The 26,409-nt window shown below is 73.3% G+C and carries 17 protein-coding genes; 10 read left to right on the top strand and 7 right to left on the bottom strand.

Annotated features, from left to right (window positions below; genetic code table 11):
- Positions 1 to 3: 3 nt before the first annotated feature.
- The 3 genes from CS0771_RS02840 to CS0771_RS02830 form a co-directional block, all read right to left on the bottom strand.
- Entirely contained in the window at positions 4 to 1,260 is a 1,257-nt protein-coding gene (locus CS0771_RS02840) for a hypothetical protein (protein WP_244870572.1), read from the bottom strand.
- Between the two features lie 75 nt (positions 1,261 to 1,335).
- The gene (locus CS0771_RS02835) at positions 1,336 to 2,790 is read right to left on the bottom strand and encodes an O-antigen ligase (RefSeq protein ID WP_244870571.1); all 1,455 of its coding nucleotides are present in this window, start codon (positions 2,788 to 2,790) and stop codon (positions 1,336 to 1,338) included.
- Entirely contained in the window at positions 2,787 to 4,484 is a 1,698-nt protein-coding gene (locus tag CS0771_RS02830) for a lipopolysaccharide biosynthesis protein (protein WP_244870570.1), read from the bottom strand. Before CS0771_RS02830 ends, CS0771_RS02835 begins: the two co-directional genes overlap by 4 nt.
- A gap of 256 nt (positions 4,485 to 4,740) precedes the next feature.
- Between CS0771_RS02830 and CS0771_RS02825 the strand changes: the two genes are divergently transcribed.
- Positions 4,741 to 7,107, top strand: coding sequence for a hypothetical protein (locus CS0771_RS02825; RefSeq protein WP_212839657.1), 2,367 nt, complete (start codon positions 4,741 to 4,743; stop codon positions 7,105 to 7,107).
- 57 nt (positions 7,108 to 7,164) lie between these two features.
- On the opposite strand, the gene cysC is transcribed toward CS0771_RS02825, so the two are convergent.
- The 3 genes from cysC to CS0771_RS02810 all read right to left on the bottom strand — a co-directional run bounded on the left by cysC (position 7,165) and on the right by CS0771_RS02810 (position 12,721).
- A complete protein-coding gene (gene cysC / locus CS0771_RS02820; RefSeq protein WP_244870569.1) occupies positions 7,165 to 8,685 on the bottom strand; it encodes an adenylyl-sulfate kinase in 1,521 nt (506 codons plus the stop codon).
- A gap of 233 nt (positions 8,686 to 8,918) precedes the next feature.
- The gene (ppc, locus tag CS0771_RS02815; RefSeq protein WP_371821342.1) at positions 8,919 to 11,729 is read right to left on the bottom strand and encodes a phosphoenolpyruvate carboxylase; all 2,811 of its coding nucleotides are present in this window, start codon (positions 11,727 to 11,729) and stop codon (positions 8,919 to 8,921) included.
- Between the two features lie 224 nt (positions 11,730 to 11,953).
- Positions 11,954 to 12,721, bottom strand: coding sequence for an SDR family oxidoreductase (locus CS0771_RS02810; protein WP_212839655.1), 768 nt, complete (start codon positions 12,719 to 12,721; stop codon positions 11,954 to 11,956).
- 50 nt (positions 12,722 to 12,771) lie between these two features.
- On the opposite strand from CS0771_RS02810, the gene CS0771_RS02805 reads away from it, so the two are divergent.
- The 5 genes from CS0771_RS02805 (at position 12,772) to CS0771_RS02785 (ending at position 20,716) form a co-directional block, all read left to right on the top strand.
- Positions 12,772 to 14,262, top strand: coding sequence for an ATP-binding protein (locus CS0771_RS02805; protein WP_244870567.1), 1,491 nt, complete (start codon positions 12,772 to 12,774; stop codon positions 14,260 to 14,262).
- 243 nt (positions 14,263 to 14,505) lie between these two features.
- A complete protein-coding gene (locus tag CS0771_RS02800) occupies positions 14,506 to 14,976 on the top strand; it encodes a hypothetical protein (RefSeq protein ID WP_212839654.1) in 471 nt (156 codons plus the stop codon).
- 164 nt (positions 14,977 to 15,140) lie between these two features.
- Complete coding sequence (locus CS0771_RS02795) at positions 15,141 to 16,544, top strand: hypothetical protein (RefSeq protein ID WP_212839653.1); 1,404 nt, start codon at positions 15,141 to 15,143, stop codon at positions 16,542 to 16,544.
- 135 nt (positions 16,545 to 16,679) lie between these two features.
- Complete coding sequence (gene mfd / locus CS0771_RS02790; protein ID WP_212839652.1) at positions 16,680 to 20,237, top strand: transcription-repair coupling factor; 3,558 nt, start codon at positions 16,680 to 16,682, stop codon at positions 20,235 to 20,237.
- Entirely contained in the window at positions 20,234 to 20,716 is a 483-nt protein-coding gene (locus CS0771_RS02785) for a methylated-DNA--[protein]-cysteine S-methyltransferase (protein ID WP_212839651.1), read from the top strand. The genes mfd and CS0771_RS02785 overlap by 4 nt, the downstream gene beginning before the upstream one ends.
- A gap of 240 nt (positions 20,717 to 20,956) precedes the next feature.
- Here the strand turns inward: CS0771_RS02785 and CS0771_RS02780 are convergent, their stop codons facing one another.
- Positions 20,957 to 22,129, bottom strand: a complete 1,173-nt coding sequence (locus tag CS0771_RS02780; RefSeq protein WP_212839650.1) for a hypothetical protein — start codon at positions 22,127 to 22,129, stop codon at positions 20,957 to 20,959.
- A gap of 126 nt (positions 22,130 to 22,255) precedes the next feature.
- Here CS0771_RS02780 and CS0771_RS02775 point away from each other — a divergent pair, with 126 nt between their 5' ends.
- The 4 genes from CS0771_RS02775 (at position 22,256) to CS0771_RS02760 (ending at position 26,335) form a co-directional block, all read left to right on the top strand.
- Entirely contained in the window at positions 22,256 to 22,900 is a 645-nt protein-coding gene (locus CS0771_RS02775; RefSeq protein WP_212839649.1) for a hypothetical protein, read from the top strand.
- A 2-nt stretch (positions 22,901 to 22,902) separates the two neighbouring features.
- Positions 22,903 to 23,844 carry a MazG family protein gene (locus CS0771_RS02770; protein ID WP_212839648.1) on the top strand — a complete coding sequence of 314 codons (942 nt, stop codon included), beginning with the start codon at positions 22,903 to 22,905 and terminating at the stop codon, positions 23,842 to 23,844.
- A 143-nt stretch (positions 23,845 to 23,987) separates the two neighbouring features.
- Positions 23,988 to 25,604, top strand: a complete 1,617-nt coding sequence (locus CS0771_RS02765) for a DUF885 domain-containing protein (protein ID WP_244870566.1) — start codon at positions 23,988 to 23,990, stop codon at positions 25,602 to 25,604.
- A gap of 41 nt (positions 25,605 to 25,645) precedes the next feature.
- Positions 25,646 to 26,335, top strand: coding sequence for a hypothetical protein (locus tag CS0771_RS02760; protein WP_212839647.1), 690 nt, complete (start codon positions 25,646 to 25,648; stop codon positions 26,333 to 26,335).
- Positions 26,336 to 26,409: the final 74 nt, after the last annotated feature.

The raw sequence follows: 26,409 nt of genomic DNA, 5'->3' as shown, positions 1-26,409 counted from the left end.
GGTTTACAGCGACCGGACCTTGCGGATCAGGACGGGCAGCAGCCAGGTGCCGGTCACCCCGAGGCGCGCGCCGGCCTCGGCCTGCCGGTCGGCGAGGTAGCGGGTGGCGAGGTCCACCAGGTAGAGCAGGGCGGTGATCTCGGCGCTGCCGGGCGCCACCCCGAACGGTTCGAGCAGCGCCGGGGCCTGGCGGACGGTCGTCTCGACCGCGGCCTGCGCGTCCACCCCGGCCTGGATCTGCCGCTGCAGGTCGTGGTGCACGGCGTCGAAGCCGAGCGGCACGCCGGGGGTGAACCGTTCCCAGTCCCAGATCAGCAGGGCGTCCTCGACGTTGGCCATGTTCCAGGGGGCCCAGTCGCCGTGCCAGGCGCCGTAGCGCAGGTTCAGCTCGGCGGCGTGCTCGACCAGCGCCCGCGCGGCCTCGAACAGCTGCGCCACCTCGGTCGCGGCCCGGCCGGAGTCCGCCGGGGTGTCCGCGACCAGCTGGCAGAGCCGGTTGCGCAGGTCCGACCAGTACGGGCTGGTGGCCAGCCAGCCCTGGCTCAGCCCGCAGGCGCCGGCCACCTCGGCCATGGCGCGCTGCAGCCGGGCCGGGGACAGCGGCACCCGCGGCTGCCACACCGGCAGCGCGGACTGGACCAGCACCTGCAGGCCGCGCCACTGCCCGGCGTGCAGGATGCTCGGCACCACGATCTCGGGCAGCCGTACGTGCGACAGCGCCGACAGCGCCGCCGCCTCGGCCCGGACCAGCCGCCGGGTGAGCGGGCCGACGCCGAACTTGGCGAAGCCGATGGTGCGCCCGCGCGGGTCGAGCAGCTGCAGCACCGGCTTGCGGTTGGCGCGGGCCGGGCCGATGTGGATGCTGACGTGCAGCGGCGTGCCCAGCGCCTCGGACAGGAAGCGGTCGACGGTGTCACCGCCGGTGTCCGGGCTGGTCAGCCGGACCCGGTCGCGGACCAGCGCGGTCCACGCGCCGGAGTGCAGCGCCATCGCGACGGCGTCGCGCTTGAGGCGGCCGATGCGGCCCTGCGGCTCGGAGAAGCGGCGCACCGCGGCGGCGGCGACCCGGCGCGAGGCCGTGGGCACCAGCAGCTTGCAGCGGCGCGCGTCGGGGATGGCGAGGTATTCGACCACCCGGCGGCCCGGCGCGGCGGTCGAGCAGCCGGGGTAGAGCAGCTCCAGGACCTCGCGCAGGTACTGCCCGCGCAGCTGCGCGTCTCCGGGGGCGAGCTGGCCGGCGGGAGTGTCCAGCGCGGTCACGCGGCCACCTCGCCGCACATGACAGCCGTCCGGCGGTGGAGCCCGGTGGTCGGTTCGCCCATGCTCTCGCGCACGTCAGCTCCTCCGCTGGTGTCCGTTATGTCCCAGGGGCTCAACGGAGCGGGACACTATCTGGAAGCGGGAGTTGCGCCACAGCAGCACATATCCCAGGAACGTGAAGGCCAGCGGCGTGACGAGCGAGTTGTACCAGAGCGCCGCGAGGAAGGAGCCCGCGATCGCGGCCGACGCGGCCAGCCCGATCGCCGAGCGGTCCCGCCGGAAGCGCCACAGCCCGTACCCGAAGAAGCCGAAGTAGGCCAGGGTGCCCGCCGCGCCGTGCGCGAACAGCAGCTGCCACAGCTGGCCGTTGCCGCCGACGGTGAAGTTGCCGCAGCGCTCGCAGGCCGCCGACTCGCCGACCGCGATCGACTGCCGGCCGCCCTGGGTGTTGCGGGTCGAGCCGAAGCCGAGCACCGGCGACTCCCGGAAGCCTTCGATCGCGTGCTCGGTGAGGAACATGCGCACGCCGTTGGACTTGCCGTTGTCCAAGCGCCGCTCGATCACCCCGCCCAGCGGGGTGGCCACCAGCGCCACGGCCAGCCCGGCCAGCACCACGCCCAGGGCGGCCAGCGCCCGGACCCGCCCGGCCAGCGCCTGGCGGACGGCGACGTACACCGCCGCCGCACCCAGGCCGATCCACAGGCCCCGGTTGAGCGAGTGCACCACCGGCACCACCGACACGGCCAGCAGCCCGATCGCCAGCACCCGGTCGCGGGTGCGGGTCGGGTAGCCGAACACGGCCACCGCGAACCACACCACCAGCAGGCAGAAGTTGTTGCCCCAGGTGTTGGTGTAGCCCCACGGCGCGGCCGGGCGCGGCGCCGGATCGCCGACCAGCTCCATGATCTGCGCCGCGTACGGGTGGACCAGCGACTTCACGAAGCCCTTGCTCCGTACGCCGTCCGGCAGCAGCAGCTCCACCGGCGAGGTGAACTCGAAGTGCCCGGCGAACGTGCCGAGCAGCCCGCCCGCCACGGTCACCGCGAACAGCCAGCCGAGCAGGTTCACCAGCCGCCGCTGCGACAGCACGGCCGGGGACAGGTTGCCCGCGTACACGAGCAGCACGGTCAGCGCGGCGTACTGGCCGAGTTTGTAGGTGGGCGCGGTGATCCGCTCGCCGAACGTGGCGGGCACCGTGCCCGCCGGGTCCACGTCGAGCACGGCGAACCCGGCCACGGCCACGCCGCAGAAGACCAGCCACAGCCAGAACGCCGGGGGCAGCCGGACCGGCATGCCCCGCGCGTGGCGGCGGAACAGCTGCCACGCCATGGGCACCGCCATGATCGGGAAGATCAGCACCCCGAGCCCGAGCGCCCACCACAGCGGATAGAGCGCGAGCAGGGCCGTCAGCGGCCAGGCCGGACCGAGCAGCCGCCGGACCCGCCCGGCCGGCACGGCGGCCCGGGGCGGGGGCACGGCGTCGCCCGGCTGCGCCGGGTCGTGGACCGCGGCGCGGGCGACCGCGGTCATGAGCGCTGGGCCTCGTCGAGCTCGGTCAGCGCGGAGGCGTCCAGCGGCGCCAGCATGATGGTCTGCTCGTCGGCGTGCGGCTTGTGCCCGTTGCTGCTGCCGTCGACCGGGGCCTCCTCGGCGGGGCGGGCGGCGCTCTCGTCGGTCGCGGGTGCGGGGTCCGCACCGGCGCCGCGCCGGGCGCGGTGCGACAGGCGCGGCATCATCACCGCGCCGAGCAGCGGCGTGCCGACCCGGCGCAGCTGCTCGGCGGCGTCGGCGACCTCGGGCCGCCGGGTGCGGCGGGTCTCCACCGCGAGGATCGCCGCGTCGGCGAGGCTGGCCAGGCTCTGCGCGTCGGCGCTGGTGGCGGTGGACGGCGCCTCGACCACCAGGTAGTCGGCGTGGGCGCGCAGGGTCGCCACGATGTCGCGCAGCGCGTGGGACTGCAGCAGCCCGGCGGCGGTGGCGGTGCCGCCGGTGGTGATGACGTGCAGCGAGGGCGTACGCGCGGCGCGCTGCGTCGCCTCGGCCAGGCTCACCCGGCCCGCGAGCACGTCGGACAGGCCGGGCGTGGGCGCGACGCCGAGCAGCTTGGCCAGCGGCGCGGCCTCGGTCAGCGAGTCGGGCAGCTGTGCGCCGATGATGACCACCTCGGCCCCGGTGCGCGACAGCGCGGCGGCGAGGTTCGCGGCGACCAGGGTGGCGGCCGGGCCGCGGCTCGCGCCGGTGACCACGACGACCTGCTCACCGGGCCGGAACGCGGCCACCACCTCGTTGCGCAGCCGGTTGAAGGCCCGCCCGCCTGGGCTGAACGGGGTGAACACCTCGGTGCAGGCGGCGCCCTTGCCCGGCACCACGCCGAGCACGTCGACGCTGCTGCGCAGCAGGTCCCGGCCGCCGCGGACGCGGCGGTCCAGGCGCTCGCGCAGGGCCGCCGCGCCGAGCCCGGCCAGCAGGCCGAGCAGCGCCCCGGCGGCGTAGTTGACCGCCGCGGTGGGCTTGACCGGGCGGCTGGGCACCCGGGCGTCGCGGATGACCGCGCCCGCGCTCACGGTCTCCGTGGCGAGCTGGTTCACCTTGTTGTTGAGCGCGTTGATCTGGGTGACCGTGGTGTCGCGCTGGCTGTCCAGCGTGGCGTAGCTGGAGCTCTTCGGGTTGACACCGGACAGCTTGCCGTTGATCTTCGTCAGGTCCTCGGTCAGGTCCTTGATCTTGTCGCGCAGTGCGTCGGCCTGCCGGTTCAGCTCCGCCTTGGCGTTGCCCTCGCGGTTGGCCAGGTACGACTTGGCGAACGCGGTCGCCCCGGCCTGCGCCTGCTCGGGCGAGTCCGAGGCGTATTTGATCTGGAGCACCGCGGTGTTCGCGGGCACCTCGACGGACACCGCGGCGGCCAGCGTGTCCACGTCCTCGCGCTGGAGCAGCTCGGCCGCGCCCGCGACCACGGCGGTCGAGCGCATGAGCTGGGCCTCGGTGTCCAGGTTGATCTCGTCCCGGGTGCGCCCGCCGGCCACGTTGGCGTCCAGCCCGGCCGGGCGTACCAGCACCGAGGCGGTGGAGACGTACTCGCGCGGCAGCGACTCGTTGTACGCCGCGCCGCCGGCGGTGCCTGCCAGCGTCAGCAGCAGCGCGATCCACCAGTGCCGGGCGACGAGGCCCAGGTAGTCGGTCATGTCGTACGTCGAGGGGGGTGGCCCGGCGTATGTCGCGTCCACTGCGTGTGGCCCTTCTCCGGCGGTATGCGTCCGGTGAGGTCAACGCCGCGACGGTAACGACGTAACTAGGCATATCGCCCCATACCGCCTGAGCTGCTGTTATGCCAGGTCGTGGCTAGGGTCAAGGTCAAACAAGAGGTAACCGCGTTCTCTGTCTGAAACTCCGCAAACAAGACACAACGGTTATGATGCCTCCGAGGGTACGCAGAAAGGGACAAAAATTCTGAGTGCCCGCTCTTCGGGGGAAGGGGCGACCATGGGCAGAAGCCGAGTCGGCATCGCGGTCACCGTAACCATGTCCACGCTGGCCTCAGCGGTGCTGCTGGGACTGCTCGCCGGACGGCTCACCCCGCCGCCCGCGCGCATCCCGGTGTCGGAGGACTCCTACACGGTCAGCACCAGTCCGGGCGTCACCGCGGGCACGCAGGTGTACCTCACCGCGGGCGGCTACGACGGCGGCGCCGCGGTCAGCTACCTCAAGTTCGACGTCACCATGCCGGCCGGGAAGCAGCCGCGGAAGGTGTGGCTCTGGCTCGGCCGCCACAGCGGCACCCTGCCGGGGATCATCGAGCTGAGCCGGGTGCCCGACACCCGGTGGCACCAGGGCACCATCACCGCGGGCACCGCGCCCCGGCTGGGCGACGTGGTCGCCGGGGCCACCCCGGGCCGCTTCGACCGGGCGGTCGCGTTCGACGTCACCCGGGTCATCCGCCGCTCGGGCCGCTACGCCTTCGCGGTCACCGCCCCGTTCCGCAACGAGGCCGCCCGCTTCGTGGCGGCCGAGGCCCACGGCAGCACGACCGGCGCGCCCACCATCACCTTCGAGTGGGACCCGCCGTCCCGCCCCGTGCCGCCCCCGCCGGCCGACGGGCCGTCGGCCACCCCGTCGGCGCCGCCGAGCGTGCGGCCGAGCACCACGCCCTGGCCGGGCTCCGGCTACGAGCCCAGCGAGCAGCCGTGGACCGGCACGCCGTCCCCGTCGGCCCCGGTGCGCCCGAGCCCCTACCCGGCCGGAGGCGCGGGCCAGCAGACCGGTGCGTCCCCGAGCACGTCGCCCGTGACACAGCCCAGCGCCGCGCCGACCGGCGCGCAGCCGGGCGACCGGCCCAGCCCGTACCCGGCCGGTCCCGCGCCGGACGTGCCGAGCCCGGTCTCCAGCGCACCCGGCCCGCGGCCAGGCGAGCAGCCCAGCCCGTCCCCGGAGCCGAACCCGTTCCCCGAGGAGCCCGCTCCGAGCACCGAGCCGAGCCCGGACCCGCTGCCGTGGGAGCCCGGTCCTGGCACCGAACCCGGCCCCGGCCCGATCGACCCGAGCCCGCTCCCCGGCGAGCCGAGCCCGGACCCGGTGGACCCGAGCCCGTTCCCGGGCGAGCCGAGCCCCGAGCCCGTGGACCCGAGCCCGTTCCCCGGGCAGCCCGGCACCGGGACCAGCCCCGACCCGGATCCGAGCCCGCTGCCGGGCGAGCCGAGCCCGGACCCGGTGGACCCGAGCCCGCTGCCGGGAGAGCCGGGCCCCTCCCCGAGCGAGCCCGGCCCGTCGGCGGCGCCGAGCGCCAGCGCCTCGCCCGTGGCCGAGCCGAGCCCGGCACCCGGACCGCCTAGCCCGTCCACGGAGCCGTCGGCCGAGCCGTCGCCGACCGGGGACCCGAACGCGCCGGTGGACTGCGTCATCGGCCGGACCCTGGTGCCGACCTGCGGCGCGCTGTGGGGCGTGGCGCCGGGCGCGCACACCTCGCAGAACCGCATCCAGGCGCTGCACGAGTTCGAACGGCGCACCAACCGGCTCCAGGTCGTCTATCACGCGTACCACCGGGGCACCTCGCTCTTCCCGACCGCCGAGGAGTTGGCCATCACGCGGGACCCGGCGCACAAGCGGGTGCTCTTCCTGAACTGGAAGCCGCAGCACGTGAGCTGGGCCGGGATCGCGGCCGGCGACCGGCGCACCGACGCCTACCTGGACCGGCTCGCCACGCACATCAAGGGCTCGCTGACCGACCCGTTCTTCTTCACGATGCACCACGAGCCGGAGAACGACGTCGTGCCGCGGCCCGGCTCCGGGATGACCGCCCGGGACTACGCCGCCGCGTTCCGGTACGTCGTCACCGGGCTGCGCGCCCGCGGGGTGGACAACCTGGTCTCGGTGATGTGCTACATGGCCTTCGTGCCGTGGAACGTCAAGGACTGGTTCGAGGAGCTCTACCCCGGTGACGACGTGGTGGACTGGGTCGCCTGGGACACCTACGCCTACAGCGACCCGGGCTACGGCTACGGCGACTTCGCGGAGATGATGAACCGCAAGTCGGGCAGCCGCAAGGACTGGCCGGGCTTCTACAACTGGGCCGCGCAGTCCTTCCCGGACAAGCCGCTGATGCTCGGCGAGTGGGGGGTCTGGCACTCCCGCAGCAACCCGCAGCACCAGGCGAGGTTCTTCGACTCGGCCCGCCTCCAGCTCGAACTGTTCCCGCGCCTGAAGGCACTGGTCTACTTCGAGTCGCCGAGCGCCGAGGAGGGCCGCAGCTCGATGATCGACATGACCCGCGAGGGCCTCAGCTCCTTCCAGGAGTTCAGCAAGCACCCCGCCTTCGACATCGTCACCGGAACCTCAGCCGGCTACACCCGCTAGAAAGGAAGGGCACCTTCTTGACGCTGTGCGTCGTAGAAGCTGCCCTTCTTGACGTGCTCAGCTGCGCGGGTTGATCCAGCCCTCTTCACCGAGGAAGGTCAGCACGGTCTCGACGGCGTCGTCGACGGTGCCCTCCGAGGTGTCGATCACCAGCTCGGCGTCGGTGGGCTCCTCGTACGGGTCGTCGATGCCGGTCATCCCCGTGATCTGCCCGGCCCGCGCGCGGGCGTAGAGGCCCTTGCGGTCGCGCTGCTCGCACACCTCCAGCGGCGTCGCCACGTGCACCAGCACGAAGTCCGCGCCCGCCGCGGTGGCCATGGCCCGCGCCGTGGCCCGCGCGCTGGCGTACGGCGCGATCGGGCAGCAGATCGCCATGCCGCCGTGCCGGGCCGTCTCCGCGGCCACCCAGCCGATGCGGCGGATGTTCAGATCCCGGTCGGCCTTGCTGAAGCCCAGCCCGGCGGACAGCTCGCGGCGCACCACGTCGCCGTCGAGCACGGTCAGGCTGCGCTCGCCGGTCTCCAGCAGCGCGTCGGCCACGCCCCGGGACACCGTGGACTTGCCGGAGCCGCTCAGGCCGGTGAAGAACAGCACCACGCCGCGCTGGCGGCGGGGCGGCCGGGCCTTGGACAGCTCCCGCGCCACCGCGGGCGGGGTGTGCCACTCCGGCAGCGGCAGGCCGTCGTCGAGCAGCCCGGCGATCTCCTCGTCGGTCAGCGCGATGCGCTCGAACCGCTCGGGCACCTCGTCCCGATCGCGCCACTGCCCGTCCCGGCTGTCGTAGACCAGCTCGCGCGGGATCAGCACGCGCGGGCCCGCGCCGGTGAGCGTGGTGGGCGTGCCCAGCAGGTGCGTCACGCCGTACGCGGCGGCGACCCGGGCCCGGATCAGCGCGTCGGTGACCTCGCTGCCCCGGCTGGCCAGCGGCACGGCCACGATGACCGGCTCGTTCATGCGGTCGCGGGCGGCCAGCACGCAGCGCACCAGCGCCTCGGACGGCAGCCCGTCCGGCCCCGGCATGCCGACCGGCACCAGCACCACGAGCTGCGCATTGAGCTGGCGGGCGGCGTGGTTGAGCTGGGCCAGCTGCGGGCGGTGCAGCGGGCGGTCGGCGAAGAAGCCGAGCACGCGCTGCGCGGTGAGCTGGCTACGCACCACATCGGTGGGCATCCGCAGGCGTGCGAACGGGGCCCGCCCGCCGTCGCCGTAGCGGTGGACCTCGCCGGCGACGCCGGACCAGCCCTCCCGGGTGGGCCACACCTCGGCCACGTCGAGCCGGGCGATCGGCGCGCCCTCGGCGTCGGTCAGCACCAGCGGCGGCGCGTCGGCGACGTCGATGCCGTCCAGCATGCCCGCGGGCACCTCGAGCTTCACCGGCAGCGGCCACGCCCGGCCGTCGACCAGGCGCGCGGTGGCCGCCACCGAGCGCAGGTCCTCCCGGCCCAGGAAGCCGCCGAGCGGCTCGTACGCGCCGGCCAGCAGCAGCTCCAGGTCGGACAGCTCGGTCGGGTTCGGGGTCCACGTGGGTGCCCCACGCAGTGCCTCGTCTCCGATCACCCGTTCGCTCCGCTCGCTCACGTCCGCTCCTGCCTCCCCAGCGCCGGCACCGCACGGCGTCATTTCGCCTCACTCGCCGCCGCCGTCACGGCGCGCCGAGCACCTCACCACGTTCCGCAGGTGACAAGTGTGGCAGTAGCGCGCACCGCGGTCGAGTGCATCACCCCGTCGATGAGATCGTGCCGCGATTTCGAGCAGGTTGCGCCCACCTGTGAAACCGTTGAGCGCAACCTGGGTGGCCGAAGGGATGATCCTCAGCCGGTGTTGCGCATGCCGGCGGCGATGCCGTTGACGGTGGTGAGCAGCGCCCGCTCCAGTGTCGGATCGGTGGTGGGGGCGCGTCGGCCGCCGGGCGCCGTGGACACCGCCCGGCCGGGCAGGCCCGAGTCGCGGTACTGCCGCAGCATGGCCACCTGGAGGTGGTGCAGCGGCTCCAGGTAGCTGTCGCGCACCCCGAGCGTGCGGCGCAGCACCGGCTGCGACTCCAGCAGCTCCGACTCCCCGGTCACGGCCAGGACCTCGGCGACGCTGCGGGCGTACTCCTGCTCGATGGTGGTGAAGATGGGCCGCAGCGGCTCGGGCACCAGCGTCTGCACGTAACCGCGGGCGATGGACAGGTCCGTCTTGGCCAGCATCATCTCCACGTTGGACAGGAAGGTGCCGAAGAAGTGCCAGCGCTCGAACATCTCACGCAGGTGGTCGCCGAGGCCCGCCTCGCGCGCTGCGGCCAGGCCGGTGCCGACGCCGAACCAGCCCGGCACGATCTGGCGGGTCTGGGTCCAGCCGAACACCCACGGGATGGCCCGCAGGCCGCCCAGCCCCGCGCCGGAGTCGGGCCGCTTGGCCGGGCGCGAGCCGATGTTCAGCGCGCCCAGCAGCTCGGTCGGCGTCGCCGCCCAGAAGTACTCCGGCAGCTGCGGGTTCTCCACCAGCTCGCGGTACTTCACGAAGGCCGCGTCGGACACGATGGTCATGGTGCGGTCCCAGCCCGCGAGCGCTTCCTCCGGCTGGCGCGGGGTGGTGTGCAGCACCGTCGCCTGCAGCACCGCGGCCACGGTCAGCTCCAGGTTCTCCCGGGCCAGCGCGGGCAGCGTGTACTTGTCCGAGATGACCTCACCCTGCTCGGTCACCTTGATCGCGCCGTCGAGCGTGCCGTACGGCTGCGCCAGGATCGCCTCGTGGGTGGGGCCGCCGCCGCGGCCGACCGTGCCGCCCCGGCCGTGGAACAGCCGCAGCCGCACCCCGTGCTTGGCGGCGATGTCGCGCAGCGCGCGCTGCGCCTTGTGGATGGCCCACTGGCTGGTGGTGATGCCGGCCTCCTTGTTGGAGTCGGAGTAGCCCAGCATCACCTCCTGCACGTCGCCGCGGGCCCGGACCAGCGCCCGGTACGGCGCGAGGCTGAGCAGCTCGTCCAGGATCTGCCCGCCGGCCTGCAGCTCGGCGACCGTCTCCAGCAGCGGCACGAAGCCCACCGAGGCGCGCGGCGCGTGCGGGTCGACCAGCCCGGCCTCCCGCCCGAGCACCGCCGCGGCCAGCACGTCGTCCACACCCCGGGTCATCGAGATGATGTACGACTCGACGACCTCCTCGCCGAAGCGCTCCTGCGCCGTGCGGATGGTGCCGAACACGTCGAACGTCTTGCGGGCCGCGTCGGTCAGCGGGCTGTCCACGCTGGACAGCGGCCGCCGCCCGGTCAGCTCCTTGGCCAGCAGCGCGATCCGCTCCTGGCGGCTCAGCGAGGCGTAGTTGGTGACCTCGCCGACCTGCGCGAACAGCTGCGCCAGCACCGCGTGGTGCGCGTCGGCGTGCTCGCGTACGTCCATCGTCGCCAGGTGCAGGCCGAACGCGCTCACCGTACGGATCACCGAGGCGAGCCGGCCCACCGCGGTGAGCTGCCCGGCGTTGCGCGCCAGCGAGGCCCGCATCAGCTCCAGGTCGGCGATCAGGTCGCGGGTGCCGCGGTAGTCGCGGCCCGGCTGGTGCTCGGTGCCGTGCGCCAGCCGGGACCGGGTGTTGGCGAGCTTCGCCCGGATGCAGCGGGCCTTGAGCCGGTACGGCTCCTCGGCGTTGACGCGGCGGAAGCGCTCGCCGACCTCGGGCAGCGCGTCCAGGTCCTTGGCCAGGCTGGCGGACAGGTCCAGGGACACCCCGCGCAGCCGGCGCGACACCGACACCTCGTTGATCACGTGCTCCAGCGCCGCCTCGACCGCGCGGATGCCGTGCTCGTGCTGCAGCAGCAGCACGTCCCGGGTGACCGCGGGCGTGACGTACGGGTTGCCGTCGCGGTCGCCGCCGATCCAGGTGCCGAAGGTCAGCGGGCGGGTGGTCGGTGCGGTGTCCACGCCCAGCCGCTTCAGCGTCTCGGCCAGGTCGTCGAGCACCTGCGGGGCCGCGTCGTCGTAGAGGTCGCGCAGGTAGTAGACGGCGTTGCGGGCCTCGTCGGTCGGGTCCGGCCGGTCCAGCCGCAGCTCGTCGGTCTGCCACAGCAGGTCCAGCAGCTCGGACAGGCGGCGGTCGTTGGTCGCGGTCTCGCCGTAGAGAGCCGACGCGGCGAACTCGCCGTCGAGCTGGTCGGCGATGCCGCGCAGCTTGGTCAGGATGGAGCGGCGCGCCGCCTCGGTCGGGTGCGCGGTGAACACCGGCCGGATCGCCAGCCGCCGGGCCGCCGCCGCGATCTCGCCGGCGGGCACGTTGCGCTCGGCGATCAGCTTGGCCGCGCCGTCCAGCCAGCCGCCGACCACCGCGCGCCGGCGCCGCAGCTCGCGCGCCCGGTGCACCTGCTCGGTGATGTTGGCCAGGTGGAAGTACGTCGAGAAGGCCCGCGCCAGCAGCGTCGCGGTGGAGACGTCGAGGCCGCCGAGCTTGACCGCGGCGGTGTCGGCGTCGCTGCGCACCAGCGCGCGCACCTCCTCGACCAGGTCGAGCAGGCCGCGGCCCTCCTGGCGGGCCAGCGTCTGGCCGAGCAGGGTGCCGAGGCGGCGGATGTCGGCCCGCAGCGCGGCGTCCGCGCCGTCCGCGTCGGCCGAGGCGCCGTCGACGTCCGGGTGATAGGTCAGCTCACTCACCGCGCGTTCCTTCCGTGGGTCCGAAGGACAGCGCTGTCCTGCGCAGGATGCTACTGCCCCCGCCCCCTATCCGCCCCTGTGACGCGGACCATCCCATATTTCGCGATCATTTCCGACCATGATCATCCGACTTGCCCGGCACAGGGGCGTATCTTGACCGCGCTTTCGCCCATCTGCCTGGCAAGTCGGATGATCAACCCGCGGGACCGGGCCGGCAAGGGTGGTCAGGCGTTGTCGCGCGACCAGCCGCCGGCGGAGTCGATGATCTGGCCGGTGATCCAGCCGGCCTCGGCGGAGCAGAGCCAGCTGACGAGTTTGGCGGTGTCGTCGGGGGTGCCCCAGCGTTTGGCGGGGAAGCGCTCGCGGACCCAGGCGTGCGTCTCGGGATCCGCCCAGCCGGTGTCGTTGGGGCCGGGGTTGATCGCGTTGACGGTGACGCCGCGCGGCGCGAGCAGCACCGAGAAGTCGCGGGTCAGGTACTCGATGGCGGCCTTGCTCGCCGCGTACGCCAGCTCGCCGGTCATGGGCCCGAGCCGCTGTCCCGACGTGAACAGCACGATCCGACCGGGACGTCCCTCGCCGTGCGCGGCGGCGTACGCCTGCACCAGCAGCATGTTGGCGCGCACGTTGACGGTCAGGTGCCGGTCGATCTCGGCGGAGTCCAGCTCGCCGAGCGGGGTGTGGGTCGAGTAGGTGTGGCAGGAGACGAGTGTGTCCAGTGCGCCGAAGTGCTCGACCGCGGCGGCGACCAGTGCCTCCGGCCCGCCAGGTGCGGTCAGGTCGGCGGGGTGCCAGAACGCGCCGAGTTCGGCGGCGAGGGCGGCCGGATCGCCGCCGGGCAGGCCCTGTTCGGCGTCGTATGACGGCAGGCCGGTGAGCATGACGCGGTATCCGTCGGTGGTGAGCCGCCGGGCCACCGCCGCCCCGATGTTCGTGCTGCGTCCCACGCCTGTGACCAAGGCGACCGGCCGATAGTCAAGATCGTGATTCATGGGCAGCACGTTAGAAGCAGGCGCGCCTCCGCCACAAGAAGTTATGTAGATTGAATCTACGTAGATTCAATCTACATAACTCCGGAGGGCTTGTGAGCGACTTCGTCGGGCGCCATGCCGAACTGAACCTGCTGCACAAGCGGCTGGACCGGATCGCTGAGAGTGGGTCCGGGGTGGCCGTCGCGCTGCGCGGGCGGCGTCAGGTCGGCAAGTCCCGGCTGGTGCAGGAGTTCTGCAACCGGGCCGGGCGGCCGCTCGTTTTCCATACCGCCGTGAAGGGCAGCTCTCCGATCGAGGCGGTCGATTCCTTCTGCCGGGATCTGCGCGACTCCTCCCTGCCGGTCGACCGGGAACTCGTCTCGCAGGTCGCGCCGGGCAGCTGGCCCGACGCCTTTCGTGCGCTGGCCGCGGTGCTGCCGGCGGGGCCGTCGATCGTGGTGCTGGACGAGGTGCCCTGGCTGACCGAACAGGACCCCATGTTCGACGGGGCGCTGCAGGTCGCCTGGGATCGCCTGTTGCGCGACCGGCCGGTGCTGCTGCTCCTGCTCGGCAGTGACCTGCACATGATGGAACGGCTCACCGCGTACGACCGGCCGTTCTTCGGGCGCGCCGACAACATGGTGCTGGGGCCGCTGACCCCCGCGGATACGGCGCAGGCCCTCGGCCTTGATGCGGCCGACGCGGTGGACGCTCACCTCGTCTGCGGCGGCCTGCCCGGCATCCTGCGTGCCTGGCCGCACGGCATGCCCGCGCTCCAGTTCATCGAGCGAGAGTGCGAGGACCCGGCATCCCCGCTGTTCAGCATCCCCGAGTCCACGCTGCTCGCCGAATTTCCCGGACCTGACCAGGCGCGACGCGTGCTGGAGGCGATCGGCAGCGGTGACCGGACCCAGGCCAACATCGCGGCCTCGGCCGGCGGACGGCAGGGCCCGCTGGCCTCCGGCTCGCTATCCCCGCTGCTACGGCGGCTGGTGGAGGAGAAGCGGGTCGTCGCCGTGGACGAACCCTGCTCCACGCATCCGGGCAAGCCGGCGCTGTACCGGATCGCCGACAGCAATCTCCGGCTGTACCTGGCGGCCCTGCGGACCGCACAGGAGCAGGCGCGGCGCGGCCGGGCACAGGCCGCCTTCGGCATGGTGGCCCGGCGGTGGTCGTCCTGGCGCGGCCGAGCGGTCGAGCCACTGGTCCGCGAGGCACTGGAATTGGCGGCGGCCTCCGGTTTGCTGCCGTGGCCGGACGCCGCCGTGGGCGGGTGGTGGAACCGGCAGTTCGACCCTGAGGTCGATCTGGTCGGAGCCGACCGCGGCCCGGTCGCCCGTCAACTCTTCTTCATCGGCTCGGTCAAGTGGCTGGGGACGCCCTTCGACCGGCATGATCTCGCCGCGTTGTCGCGCGCGGCGGCCCAGGTCCCGGGGTTCGAGCCGGGGTCCACTGAGCTGGTGGCGGTGTCCCTGTCCGGGACGGCCGCCGAACTCGGCCGCGACGGGCTCGCGCTGACTTGGGGCCCGGCAGATGTTCTCGGCGCATGGCAGGGGTCCTGAACGGTGCCGGATGCGGGGGACGCACCGGTCACCACGTTGCGGGATTGCTGATCGGGCTGCCCAAAGTGCTGGTCAGGCGGGTACGGCAGCCGCTCGGCAGCGTGTGGCAGCAGTCGGGCAGCGACGGCGCAGCGGTCCGGCAGCGGCCTGCCGCAGGCTTCTCGGCGTACCCGCCCCGCCCGGCCGCCGACTGCGGATCCTCCGGGCCCGGAGGCTTATTCCGAACGGAAAGAGGAACCTCTCATGCGACGTGCTCTCGCGGCCGTTGTCCTCGGTGGCGCGCTGCTCGCCACCGCCGCCTGCGGCTCCGCCGCGGACCCCGCTGCGGCACCCGCCACCTCCGCCGCCGCGCCCGACTACTCCGCCAACACCAAGCAGGTGTGCGGGGCGCTGGAGGAGGTGCTCGCCGGCAAGACCCTGGAGGCGGAGACCACCAAGGCGGTGACCGACGCGGTCAAGGGCAAGACGACCGAGGCGCAGATCGACAAGGCCACCGTGGACGCGATGAAGAAGGTCTTCGCCAAGTGGGCTGACGGCATCGCCGCCGAGGCCGCCAAGGCGGAGGACCCGAAGTTGAAGGCCGGCATCCAGGCGTTCGCCACGGCCCTGAAGGCCCAGGCCGCGACGATGAAGACCATCGACGACGCCGACAAGCTGATGGACGGCTCCGAGATCGAGAAGGCCGGCGCGGAGATCGACAAGTTCTGCGCCTGATCCGGCTCGGGGAGGGCGCGCCGGGCCACGGCCGTGCGCGCCCTCCCCTGAACGGACGGTGCACCCACGGGTGCGGGACGATCTGCCGCCCGAACGGGCCATGTGAGTTGATCTCGTTTCTCGTACGCTCTCCGCGCAGTGGTCTAGGTGACGCGGGGGTCTGCATGAGAGTGAGCCGCAGGCGGGCGATGGTGCTGTTCGGCGTGGCGGCGGCCGCGGTCGCGGCGCCCGGCGGGGCCCGTGCCGCCACCGCGCCCAAGGTGGACTGGGCCGGCAGTGTGAGTGACGACCTCGGCCGGGTCGCGGTGCGGATCCAGTCCGCCGTGGCGGTCACGGCGATCAAGGCGCACGTCGTCACCCTCGCCGGGGTGGAGGTCGCCACCGTCGAGGCGTTCGAGCTGCACTCCGGGACGGCACTGAACGGGGAGTGGCGCGCCTCGGGCCGCCTCTCGCTCGCCCAGCTGGGGAACTACCCGCTCACCGTCGAGGTGTGGACGGCCGACGGCGGGTACGCGCACGCGCAGAGCGCGTTCTGGAGCCTGCGGTACCGGCTGCGCGAGCGCTTCGAGGGTGTCGCGGCCGCGCCGGAGACCGTCGACTTCCGCCACCGGACCGTGACGATCAGCGGACGCCACCTGGTCATTCATCCATCGGCCAACACGCCGGCCCCGGTCGCGGGGGTGACGATCGGCGCCGACGCGTACATGTCCGCCGACGGGACGGAGTATCCCCGGCAGACGGCGCAGGGGGCCACGGGCGCGGACGGCGCCTTCCGGATGGAGCTGACGCTGGCCGCGGGAGCTTCGGTGACGGTGAACTCCGTCGTGGAGGCGATGGACCACAGTGGTGTCCAGCGTTGGGTCGGCCTGGTCCAGACCCCGACCCGGCTGAGCGTCGAGGTCGACCCCGGCACGGTGCGGGCGGGCACGGCGGTCGAGGTCCGGGGCCTGCTCGAACGCCAGGTGGACGGGGTGTGGGAGCCGTTGCCCGGCCAGGTGGTGCGGGCCCACTGGGAGCTGGGGTCGTACCGGAAGCCGGTGGGCACCGGCGAGGTCACCACGGACGCGGCGGGGCGGTTCACGACGACCGACGTGCCGCCGACCGGTGTGAACGAACTCTTCGCGGTGTATCGCGGCGAGGGAGACTCCGCGTTCTACCTGCCCTGCACCACCACGGTGCGCGATCTGCGCGTCCAGCAGGACGCCGTCGTCCAGAACTTCACCGCCGCGCGCACCGGCGGGACCATGCGTGCCGAGAGCTGGCGGGTGCACGGCTTCGTCGCATACCCCGGGGCGGAGTTCTTCCCCGCGGACACGAACGTATGGATCCAGACCAGCGCGGACGGGGTGAGCTGGCGCACGCTCACCATCGTGCGCGCGCAGGGCCCCGACCTGGACAGCCCGCGCGAGTTCACCGCGTCGGTCATGCTGACCGGCGGGCGGTGGCTGCGGGCGTACGTGCCGGGTGGTCCCGCCTTCACCGACGCGAGCGCGGTGCAGAAGCTGAACCGCCCGCTGGGCCGCCTCAGCGTCGACGGGACCGGCAGGGTGCCCGTACCCAGGCGCTGAACCACTCCCGCGCTGTGCGCCGATCATGTCGTCGGCGCGGAGTAGGCTCTGCGGTGGAACCCCGTACCTGCCTGGTTGCGGGGCTTTCGCCGTGGCCGCCACGGCCCGTGCGCACCGGGCGGGAAGGCGCTCACCGTGAACCTCACCGGACTCCTCGAAGCCGCACTCACCGACCCCGCGCTGGCCCGCGCCGTCGCGCTGGCCCGCACCGAGCCGCAACTGGACCTGACCGCGCCCGCGTCGTCCCGCCCGTTCCTGGTGGCGGGCGCGGCGCGGCAGCGGCCGGTGCTGGTGGTGACCGCGACCAGTCGGGAGGCGGAGGACCTGGCCGAGGCGCTCGGCGAGTTCCTCGACCCGGCCACCGTGGCGGTGTACCCGGCCTGGGAGACGCTGCCGCACGAGCGGCTGTCGCCGCGCTCGGACACCGTCGGGCGGCGGCTGGCCGTGCTGCGCCAGCTCGCCCACCCCGAGGGGCGGCCGCTGCGGGTGATCGTCGCGCCGGTGCGCAGCATGCTCCAGCCGCAGCTCAAGGGGCTCGGCGACCTGGAGCCGGTGGACCTGCGGCCGGGCACGTCGGCGCCGCTGGACGAGCTGACGCACACGCTGCACGATCTCGCGTACGCCCGGGTGGACCTGGTGACCAAGCGCGGCGAGTTCGCGGTGCGCGGCGGCATCCTGGACATCTTCCCGCCCACCGACGAGCACCCGTCCCGGGTCGAGTTCTGGGGCGACGAGGTGGAGGAGATCCGCACCTTCGCCGTGGCCGACCAGCGCACCATCGACAAGTCCGACCGGCTGTGGGCCCCGCCGTGCCGCGAGCTGCTGCTCACCCCGGACGTACGGGAGCGCGCGGCGGAGCTGGCCGAGCAGTATCCGGCGCTGGAGGAGATGCTCACCAAGCTCGCCGAGGGCATCCCGGTCGAGGGCATGGAGTCGCTGTCGCCCGCGCTGCACCACGGCCGCGACTCGATGCAGCTGCTGCTGGACTGCGTGCCGGGCGACTCGCTGGTGCTGCTCGCCGACCCGGAGCGCATCCGCACCCGCGCCCACGACCTGTTCCGCACCTCGGAGGAGTTCCTCCAGGCGGGCTGGGAGGCCGCGTCCGCCGGGGCGAAGGCCCCCATCGACCTGGGCGCGGCCGCGTTCAAGACCCTGGCGGAGGTACGCGGGCACGCCGCCGACCTGGATCTGCCGTGGTGGACCCTGTCCCCGTTCGGCCTGGTGGAGACCGAGCGGCCGGTCGACGAGCCGTGGCGGGACGCGCCCGAGGTGGACGTCGCGCCGGACACCGGCACCGTGCTGACCTGGGCCGCGACCCAGCCCACGGTGTACCACGGCGACACCGCGAAGGTGGTCGCCGACGTGAAGGGCTGGCTGGCCGAGGGCTGGCGGGTGGCGCTGGTCTTCGAGGGCCACGGCCCGGCGCAGCGCTCGGTCGAGGTGCTGCGCGACGCCGGGGTCGGCGCGGTGCTCGCCGACCGGATCAGCTCCCTGCCGGAGCCGAACCAGGTCGTGGTGAGTTGCGGCCGGCTGCGGCAGGGCCTGGTCGACGAGGCCGCCAAGCTCGCTGTGATCACCGGGGCGGAGATCTCCGGCGGGCGCGGCACGGGCACCCGCGAGCTGGGCCGGATGCCGTCCCGGCGGCGCAACACCATCGACCCGCTGGAGCTGCGGGCCGGCGACTTCGTGGTGCACGAGCAGCACGGCATCGGCAAGTACGTCGAGCTGGTGCAGCGCAAGGTCAACGGCGCGGACCGGGAGTACCTGGTCATCGAGTACGCCGCGAGCAAGCGCAACCAGCCCGGCGACCGCCTGTTCGTGCCCACCGACGCTCTCGACCAGCTCTCCCGCTACGTCGGCGGCGAGCAGCCGACCCTGCACAAGATGGGCGGCGCGGACTGGCAGAAGGCCAAGGCGCGCGCCCGCAAGGCGGTCCGCGAGATCGCCGCGCAGCTCATCCAGCTCTACGCCGCGCGCCAGGCTGCGCCGGGGCACGCGTTCGGCCCGGACACGCCGTGGCAGCGCGAGCTGGAGGACGCGTTCCCGTACCAGGAGACCCCCGACCAGCTGTCGGCGATCGAGGAGGTCAAGGCCGACATGGAGAAGTCGGCCCCGATGGACCGGCTGATCTGCGGCGACGTCGGCTACGGCAAGACCGAGATCGCGGTGCGCGCGGCGTTCAAGGCGGTGCAGGACGGCAAGCAGGTGGCGGTGCTGGTGCCGACGACGCTGCTGGCGCAGCAGCACTACAACACGTTCTCCGACCGGATGGCGCAGTTCCCGGTGGTGCTGCGGCAGCTGTCGCGCTTCGCGACGCCGAAGGAGGCCGAGGAGACGCTGAACATGGCCGCCGAGGGCCGCGCCGACATCATCATCGGCACCCACCGGCTGATCCAGAAGAGCACCCGGTTCAACCGGCTCGGCCTGGTCATCGTCGACGAGGAGCAGCGCTTCGGCGTCGAGCACAAGGAGCGCCTCAAGGAGATGCGCACCAACGTGGACATGCTGACCATGTCCGCGACGCCGATCCCGCGCACCCTGGAGATGTCGATCACCGGCATCCGGGAGATGTCCCAGATCACCACCCCGCCGGAGGAGCGCCACCCGGTGCTGACCTACGTCGGGGCGTACGACGACAAGCAGGTGGCCGCCGCGATCCACCGCGAGCTGCTGCGCGACGGCCAGGTGTTCTACCTGCACAACCGGGTCGAGACCATCGACAAGGCGGTGCGGCGGCTGCGGGAGCTGGTGCCCGAGGCGCGGGTCGTCGCCGCGCACGGGCAGATGGGCGAGGAGGCGCTGGAGAAGGTGATGGTCGGCTTCTGGGAGAAGGAGTACGACGTCCTGGTCGCCACCACCATCATCGAGTCCGGCATCGACATCCCGAACGCGAACACGCTCATCCTGGAGCGCGCCGATCTGCTCGGCCTGGCGCAGCTGCACCAGATCCGGGGCCGGGTGGGCCGCGGCCGCGAGCGCGCGTACGCGTACTTCCTCTACCCGCCGGAGAAGCCGCTCACCGAGCACGCGCACGAGCGGCTGGCCACCATCGCCCAGCACACCGAACTGGGCGCGGGCATGTACGTAGCGATGAAGGACCTGGAGATCCGCGGCGCGGGCAACCTGCTCGGCGGCGAGCAGTCCGGCCACATCGAGGGCGTCGGGTTCGACCTGTACGTGCGCATGGTCGGCGAGGCGGTGCAGCAGTTCAAGGGCGGCGGCGCGGCGCAGGAGGAGGTCGCCGAGGTCAAGATCGACCTGCCGATCGACGCGCACCTGCCGCACGACTACATCGACTCCGAGCGGCTGCGCCTGGAGATCTACCGCAAGCTCGCCTCGGCCCGCGACGCGGCGGCGCTGCAGGAGGTGGTGGCCGAGCTGACCGACCGCTACGGCGAGCCGCCCGCCCCGGTGGCCAACCTGGTCGCCGTCGCCAAGCTGCGGATGACGGCCCGCGAGTACGGGCTCACCGAGATCTCGCTGCAGGGCAAGCACGTGCGGTTCAGCCCGCTGGAGCTGCCCGACTCCAAGCAGCTGCGGCTCAAGCGCTACCACCCCGACGCGGTGTACAAGACGGCGAACTCGCAGGTCAGCGTGCCCACGCCGATGACCCGCCGGGTCGGCGGCGAGCCGCTGCGCGACCAGGCGCTGCTCGACTGGTGCGCTCAGCTGCTCAAGGACGTGCTCGGATGACGAAGCGGTGGACCGTGGTGGACACGCCGGTCGGGCCGCTGGGCCTCGCCGTCGACGACATCGGGCTGTGCCGGGTGCTGTTCGGCGCTCAGGACGTGCCGGTCGAGGTCGATCCGCTGCTGGACGAGGTCGCCGAGCAGCTGCGGGCGTACTTCGCGGGAGAGCTGATCGACTTCACCGTGCCCGTGTCGATCCGCCGGGGCAGCGACTTCGAGCGGGCGGTCTGGGCCGAGCTGTCGCGCATCCCGTACGGCGAGACGCACACGTACGGCGAGGTGGCCCGCGCGGTCGGCGAGCCCGACGCGGCGCGGGCGGTCGGCATGGCCTGCAACCGAAACCCCGTCGGCGTCGTGGTGCCCTGCCACCGCGTCGTCGGCGCGGGCGGCAAACTCGTCGGCTTCGGCGGCGGCCTCCCCGCCAAACGCCACCTCCTCGAACTCGAAGCCCGCGTCCGCATGGAACACGACTGGCTCGCCTGACCCGCCCCGCCCGCCCACGCGGGCCGCGCGGCCCGCCCCTCAAGATCGTCCAACTTGCCTGGCACATGGGCGAATGCGCGCTCAAGATACGCCCGTCTGCCAGGCAAGTCGGACGATCATGGCGCCGCGCCGAGCGCGCCGGACTGGGCCGCCGGACTGGGCCGCCGGGCCGGGCGGCGACGGGGACGGAAAAGGCGGGCGGCCCGAGGGGCCTGCCCGCCTTTCGCGTCGTCGGGTCGGTCAGGAGTGGCGGGGGCGGGTGAGGACGGCGATGACGGCCCAGCCGAGGGCGAGGGCGGCGAAGCCGTAGCCGTAGGCCGGGTAGTCGATCGGCGGGGTGCCGATGAAGAAGTCCTGCAGCCAGCCCGCGCCCGCGGTGGCCGCGGTGGCGATCGCCGCGCCGAGCACGGCCACGGCCAGCACCGGGACCAGGCCCGAGCCGCTCTTCACCGCGACGCGTTCCGGCCCGGCCTGCCGGGGGATCAGCGACTTCGCACCGCGCGCGGCGAAGGCCAGGAACACCAGGTCGACGGCGACCGCGCCGGCCAGCAGCAGGAACGGCGGGATCGACTTCGGGAAGCCGGTGCCGGCCAGCAGACCCCACATGACCAGGCGGTACGCCAGGTAGCTCGCGGCGATCGCGGTGGCGGTCCAGCGGGCGCCGACCAGCGCGCGCGCCGCGACCAGGGTCAGCACGGCGGCGCCGACGATCCAGGCCGGGTACACCCCGGGCCCGACCGGCAGCGCGAAGCCCTGCACGGCGATGTCGTCGACCTGGCGGCCGATCTGGTCGGCGGCGAACTGCAGCAGGATCGGCTCGGCGGTGGGCGCGCCCGCCCGCCACGACTCCAGCGAGAGCACGCCGTACTCCTGGTGCTGGCTCGGGAAGAGCACGTTCTCCAGGAAGAAGCCCCAGATCGCGGCGCTGACCAGGATGCGCGCCCGGCTCGGCGGCGTCGAGATCCAGTAGCCGCGCGCGACGCCCAGCAGCATGAACGCGGTGCCGATGTACAGCAGCGCGTGGCTCGGGCTCCACGCCGTGATGTCCAGCCCGTTGATCCGGTGGTTCAGGATGTCGATCGGGATGGCCACCAGGAAGGTCGCGGTGCCGCCGACCATGAGGCGCTTGGCGAGCGCGTCCACCCCGACGTTGTGGTATGCCTGGAACAGCACCAGCACCACCACGATGACCGTGCCCGCGGTGTTGAGCAGGTGCGGCGGGGCCAGGTCGTCGCGCAGCCACTTGAAGTGCCACGACATGTCCCAGCTCGAGCCGAGCATCTTCAGGGCGAAGGCGATCAGCCAGAGCCGGTAGACGGCGGCGACCACCGCGGGGGCCTGCACCGCGTCGGGCCCTGTGCGGGCCAGGTCCACCCAGGCCGAGGTGGTGCGGGGAAGCGTCTGCGTCGTCACGGGCGGAATTCTGCCCTGCCGATGCCTGTTTACGGACCCCCCGAACACCTGAATCGACCCTGAGATCTCCCGGAGACTCCGTTCGTGAGAGAGTTGCCGGGTAAGAGCGTGTCTCTGGAGGATTCCGTGCGCCGTCTGACCGCCGCCGTCGGCCTTGTCGCCGCCATGCTGGCCCTGGCCGCCTGCCGGTCGAACCCCAACGTCGCCGCGTACGTGGGGGACACGACCATCACCGAGGACCAGGTCACCAAGCTTTACGACCAGATCAAGGCGATGCCGGGCATGAACCCGGAGTCCCTGCCGGAGCGGTCCCAGGTCGTGCAGATCCTGGTGCTGGACAAGGTGTGCGAGCGCGCCGCCAAGAGCGCCGGGGTGACCCCGCCGCCGCCGCAGGTGCCGGCCGGTCAGCCCGAGCTGACCGTGGTGCAGGCGCGCATGGAGGCCTGCCGCCAGGCGCTGCCGGCCAAGTCGGTCCAGCCGACCGACGCCGACCTGCGCGAGGTGTACGACAACGGCGTCGCGGTCGGCGCGATCAACGCGGCCGACCCGGCGAACGCCTTCGACCTGGTCAAGGACCAGCTCGCCGCGGGTGGCCAGGTCGCCGCCGCGCTGGGGCAGCGCCAGCAGCTGGAGCAGGCCGCCGAGTCGCTGGGCGTGTCCATCAACCCGCGCTACCGGACGCTGGCCATCCCGCTGCTGTCGTTCAACCAGGGCCCGGCGGTCACCGCCGACCTGGGCCAGCAGTCGTCCTCCGCGGTGACCGACAGCTGACGGTGTCCCGCCGGATAGTCCTGCTCGTCACCTCGCCGCGGATGCCGGCGGGGCTGCTCACGGCCGCCGCCTGGGACCTCGTCCGGACCCATCCGGTGCTGGCCGGTGCCGAGAGCGAGACCACGCACGCGCTGCGCACGTCGGGCGCGACGGTGACCGTCGTGCCCGAGCCGAACGCCACGCTGCTGCTGGAGGCGGCGCAGCCGGTGGCGGTGTGGCTGGCCGGGCCGGGCGGGGACGAGTTCCTCGCCCGCGAGCTGGGGCTGCGCCTGGCACGCGAGCCCGGCCTGGCCGAGCTGGAGCTGATGTACGGCTCGTGGGACCCGCCCGGCGCGCGGCTGCTGGACGCGGTCGCGGTGACCGAGCGGCTGCAGGCCCGCGACCCGTGGCGGGCCGAGCAGACCCACCGCACCCTGGCGAAGTACCTGCTGGAGGAGGCGTACGAGGCGTACGACGCCATCGTCGCCGGGGACCACGCGGCGCTGCGCGACGAGATGGGCGACGTGCTGCTGCAGGTGCTGTTCCACGCGCAGCTGGCGCAGGAGCTGCCCGAGGGCGCCGCCTGGAACGTCGACGACGTGGCCGGGGACTTCGTGGCGAAGATGATCCGGCGCAACCCGCACGTCTTCGCCGATACCCCGGTCGAGGACGTCGACGAGATCATCGCCAACTGGGAGCGGATCAAGGCCGAGGAGAAGGGCCACGCGGGTGCGCCGGCCGAGTCCGCGCTGGACGGGCTGACCTGGTCGCTGCCCGCGCTCACCCTCGCCGCGAAGATCCTCACCCGGATCGGCCGCCACGGCCTGCCCGCGCCGGAACCGTCCGACACCCTCGGCGGCAGGCTGCTCGCCCTGGTGGCCGCCGCCGGCCCCGACACCGACGCCGAGGCCGCCCTCCGCGAGGAGCTGCGCCGCTACGCCGCATCACTCGCCGACCGGCCCTGATCCCCGCGCGACACGCCAAGATCGCCCGACTTGCCTGGCAGATGGGCGAAAGCGCGCGCGAGATACGCCCATCTGCCAGGCAAAACGGATGATCGAGGGCGGGCTGGCCGACGGAGGGCGGGTGCGGCGGGTAGGTTGGGGCCGTGACGCTGGACTTCGCACCGCTGGCCGAGCACATCTGCGACGCGCTCCTGGAGTCGTCCCCCGAGCTGGCCGCGTCGGCCGGTGACCACCGGTTCGACGACCGGCTGCCCGACCTGTCCCCCGACGGGATCACCGCCGACATCGGCATGCTGAACGACGCGGCGGGCGCGCTGTCCCAGGTGGACGCCGACGACCTCGACGACGCCGAGCGGGTGGACCACGCCATCCTCAGCGCCCTGGTGGACCGGCAGCTGTTCGAGCTGACCCAGGTCCGGTCGTACCAGTGGAACCCGCTGCGGCACAACCCGGGCGGGCTGCTGCACAACCTGATCGCGCGCCCGTTCGCGCCGGTCGAGCAGCGGCTGCACGCGCTGGCCGGACGGCTGACGCAGCTGCCGGACGCGCTGGCCACGGCGCGGTCCGTGCTGCGCGACGCGCCGCGGATTCACCTGGAGACGGCCGCGGGCCAGTTCGCGGGCACCGCCGCCCTGGTCCGCGGCGAGCTGCCGGGGCTGCTCGTGCAGGAGCCGGGGCTGGCCGAGCAGATCCAGCCGATCGCGGCCGCCGCGGTGCTGGCCCTGGACGACTTCTCGGCCTGGTGCACCGAGCAGGCCGGACGTGGCGAGGGCCGCGATCCGCGGCTGGGCCGCCGGTTGTGGGAGGCGAAGCTGTGGCACACCCTCGACACCGAGCTGAGCGCCGCCGACGTGCTCAAACGCGCGCAGGAGAACCTGGAGCGGGTCACCGCCGAGCTGCGTGAGGTGGCCGCGGAGCTGGTGGGCGGCCCGGCCGACGACGCCACGGTGCGCCGCGCGCTGGACATGATCGCCGCCGAGCACCCCGACGATGCCACCATCGTGAGCCTGGCCCACCACGCGCTGGAGGAGACCACCGCGTTCGTACGCGAACACGACCTGGTCACCCTCATCGACGACCCGCTGGTCATCGAGGAGATGCCGGAGTTCTCGCGCGGCGTGGCGATCGCCTACTGCGACCCGCCGGGCGCGCTGGAGACGGCCGCGGTGCCCACGTTCTACTGCATCGCGCCGACCCCGGCGGGCTGGCCGGCGCAGCGGGTCGAGTCGTTCTACCGGGAGTACAACGACCACGCCGTACGCAACCTGACCGTGCACGAGGCGATGCCCGGCCACTTCCTGCAGCTGGCGCACGCCCGGCGCTACCGTGGCAGCACGCGGGTGCGGGCGCTGGGCCACTCGGGGCCGTTCGTGGAGGGCTGGGCCGTCTACGCGGAGCAGGCGATGGTCGAGCGCGGCTACGGCGGCCTGCCGGTGCGGGCCACGCAGCTGAAGATGCAGCTGCGGATGAGCATCAACGCGATCCTGGACCAGCTCGTGCACTGCGAGGATCTGAGCGAGGCCGACGGCATGGCGCTGATGCTGGACCGCGGCTTCCAGGAGGAGGGCGAGGCGGCGGGCAAGTGGCGCCGGAGCCTGCTCTCCTCGGCGCAGCTGTCGACGTACTTCGTCGGCTGGGCGGAGGTGGCCGAGCTGGCGCGGCAGCGCCCGGCCGGGGTGAGCGTGCGGGAATGGCACGACCGGATGCTGTCGTTCGGCTCGCCGCCGCCGCGTCACCTGCGCACACTGTTGTCCGTATGAGGGTTTGCGCCGCGCGGGGCCGATGGGAGAGGCTGTCGGCCATGCGTGTCACGTTGGCCCCTCTGCTGAGTGCGCTGCTCGCGCTCACCGGGTGCCAGGTCATCACCGACGACGGGGTCGCGCCCGACCGCGCGCGCCTCATCACCGACATGACCGCGCAGCTCCAGCGGGCCGCCTCGTACCGCTACCACGCGGAGTACCTGCTGGCGGGCGGTGCCAAGGGCGCCATCTCGCAGCAGACGGGCCCGGCCCGCACCGTGTTCGCGTACCCCGGCGGCCGGCTCGTGGTGGACTCCGGCGGCCATACCTCCTGCGTGACCGCGGTGCGCCCGGCGCGCTGCCAGGTCCGGCCGCTGCCCAGCGCCGGCCCCGCCGAGCTGACCGGCTACACCGAGGTCACCAAGCACGGCCTGGTCACCGCGCCGGTGGTGACGGGCCTGCTGCAGGCGGCGCAGCTGCAGTCGCAGGCCGATGTGGAGGCGTTCGACGCCACGCTGGCCGGGCGCCAGGCCACCTGCCTGGAGGTGTCCGGGCTGACCGACGCCGACGCGGGCGGGTTCACCGTCTGCGTGACGGCCGAGGGCGTGCTCGCGAGCTTCTCCGGCGTGGTCGGCGGGGTGAGCGTCGACCAGTCGCTGCTGCGCGTCACCGGGGCGCCCCCGGCGTCGGTGTTCGACCTGCCCGACGGCGCGCGGGTGACGGACCACCGGCCGCGGACCCCGGCGCCGTGACGGCTCGATAGGCTGCCCAGGTACGCACCTGCCGCTCCGGTCAGGGCTGTCACTGCCGACGACCACCACTGTGA

It is taken from the genome of Catellatospora sp. IY07-71, assembly GCF_018326265.1.
In the GTDB taxonomy this organism is placed as follows: Bacteria; Actinomycetota; Actinomycetes; order Mycobacteriales; family Micromonosporaceae; genus Catellatospora.
This window is presented reverse-complemented; position numbering and strand designations above follow the sequence as displayed.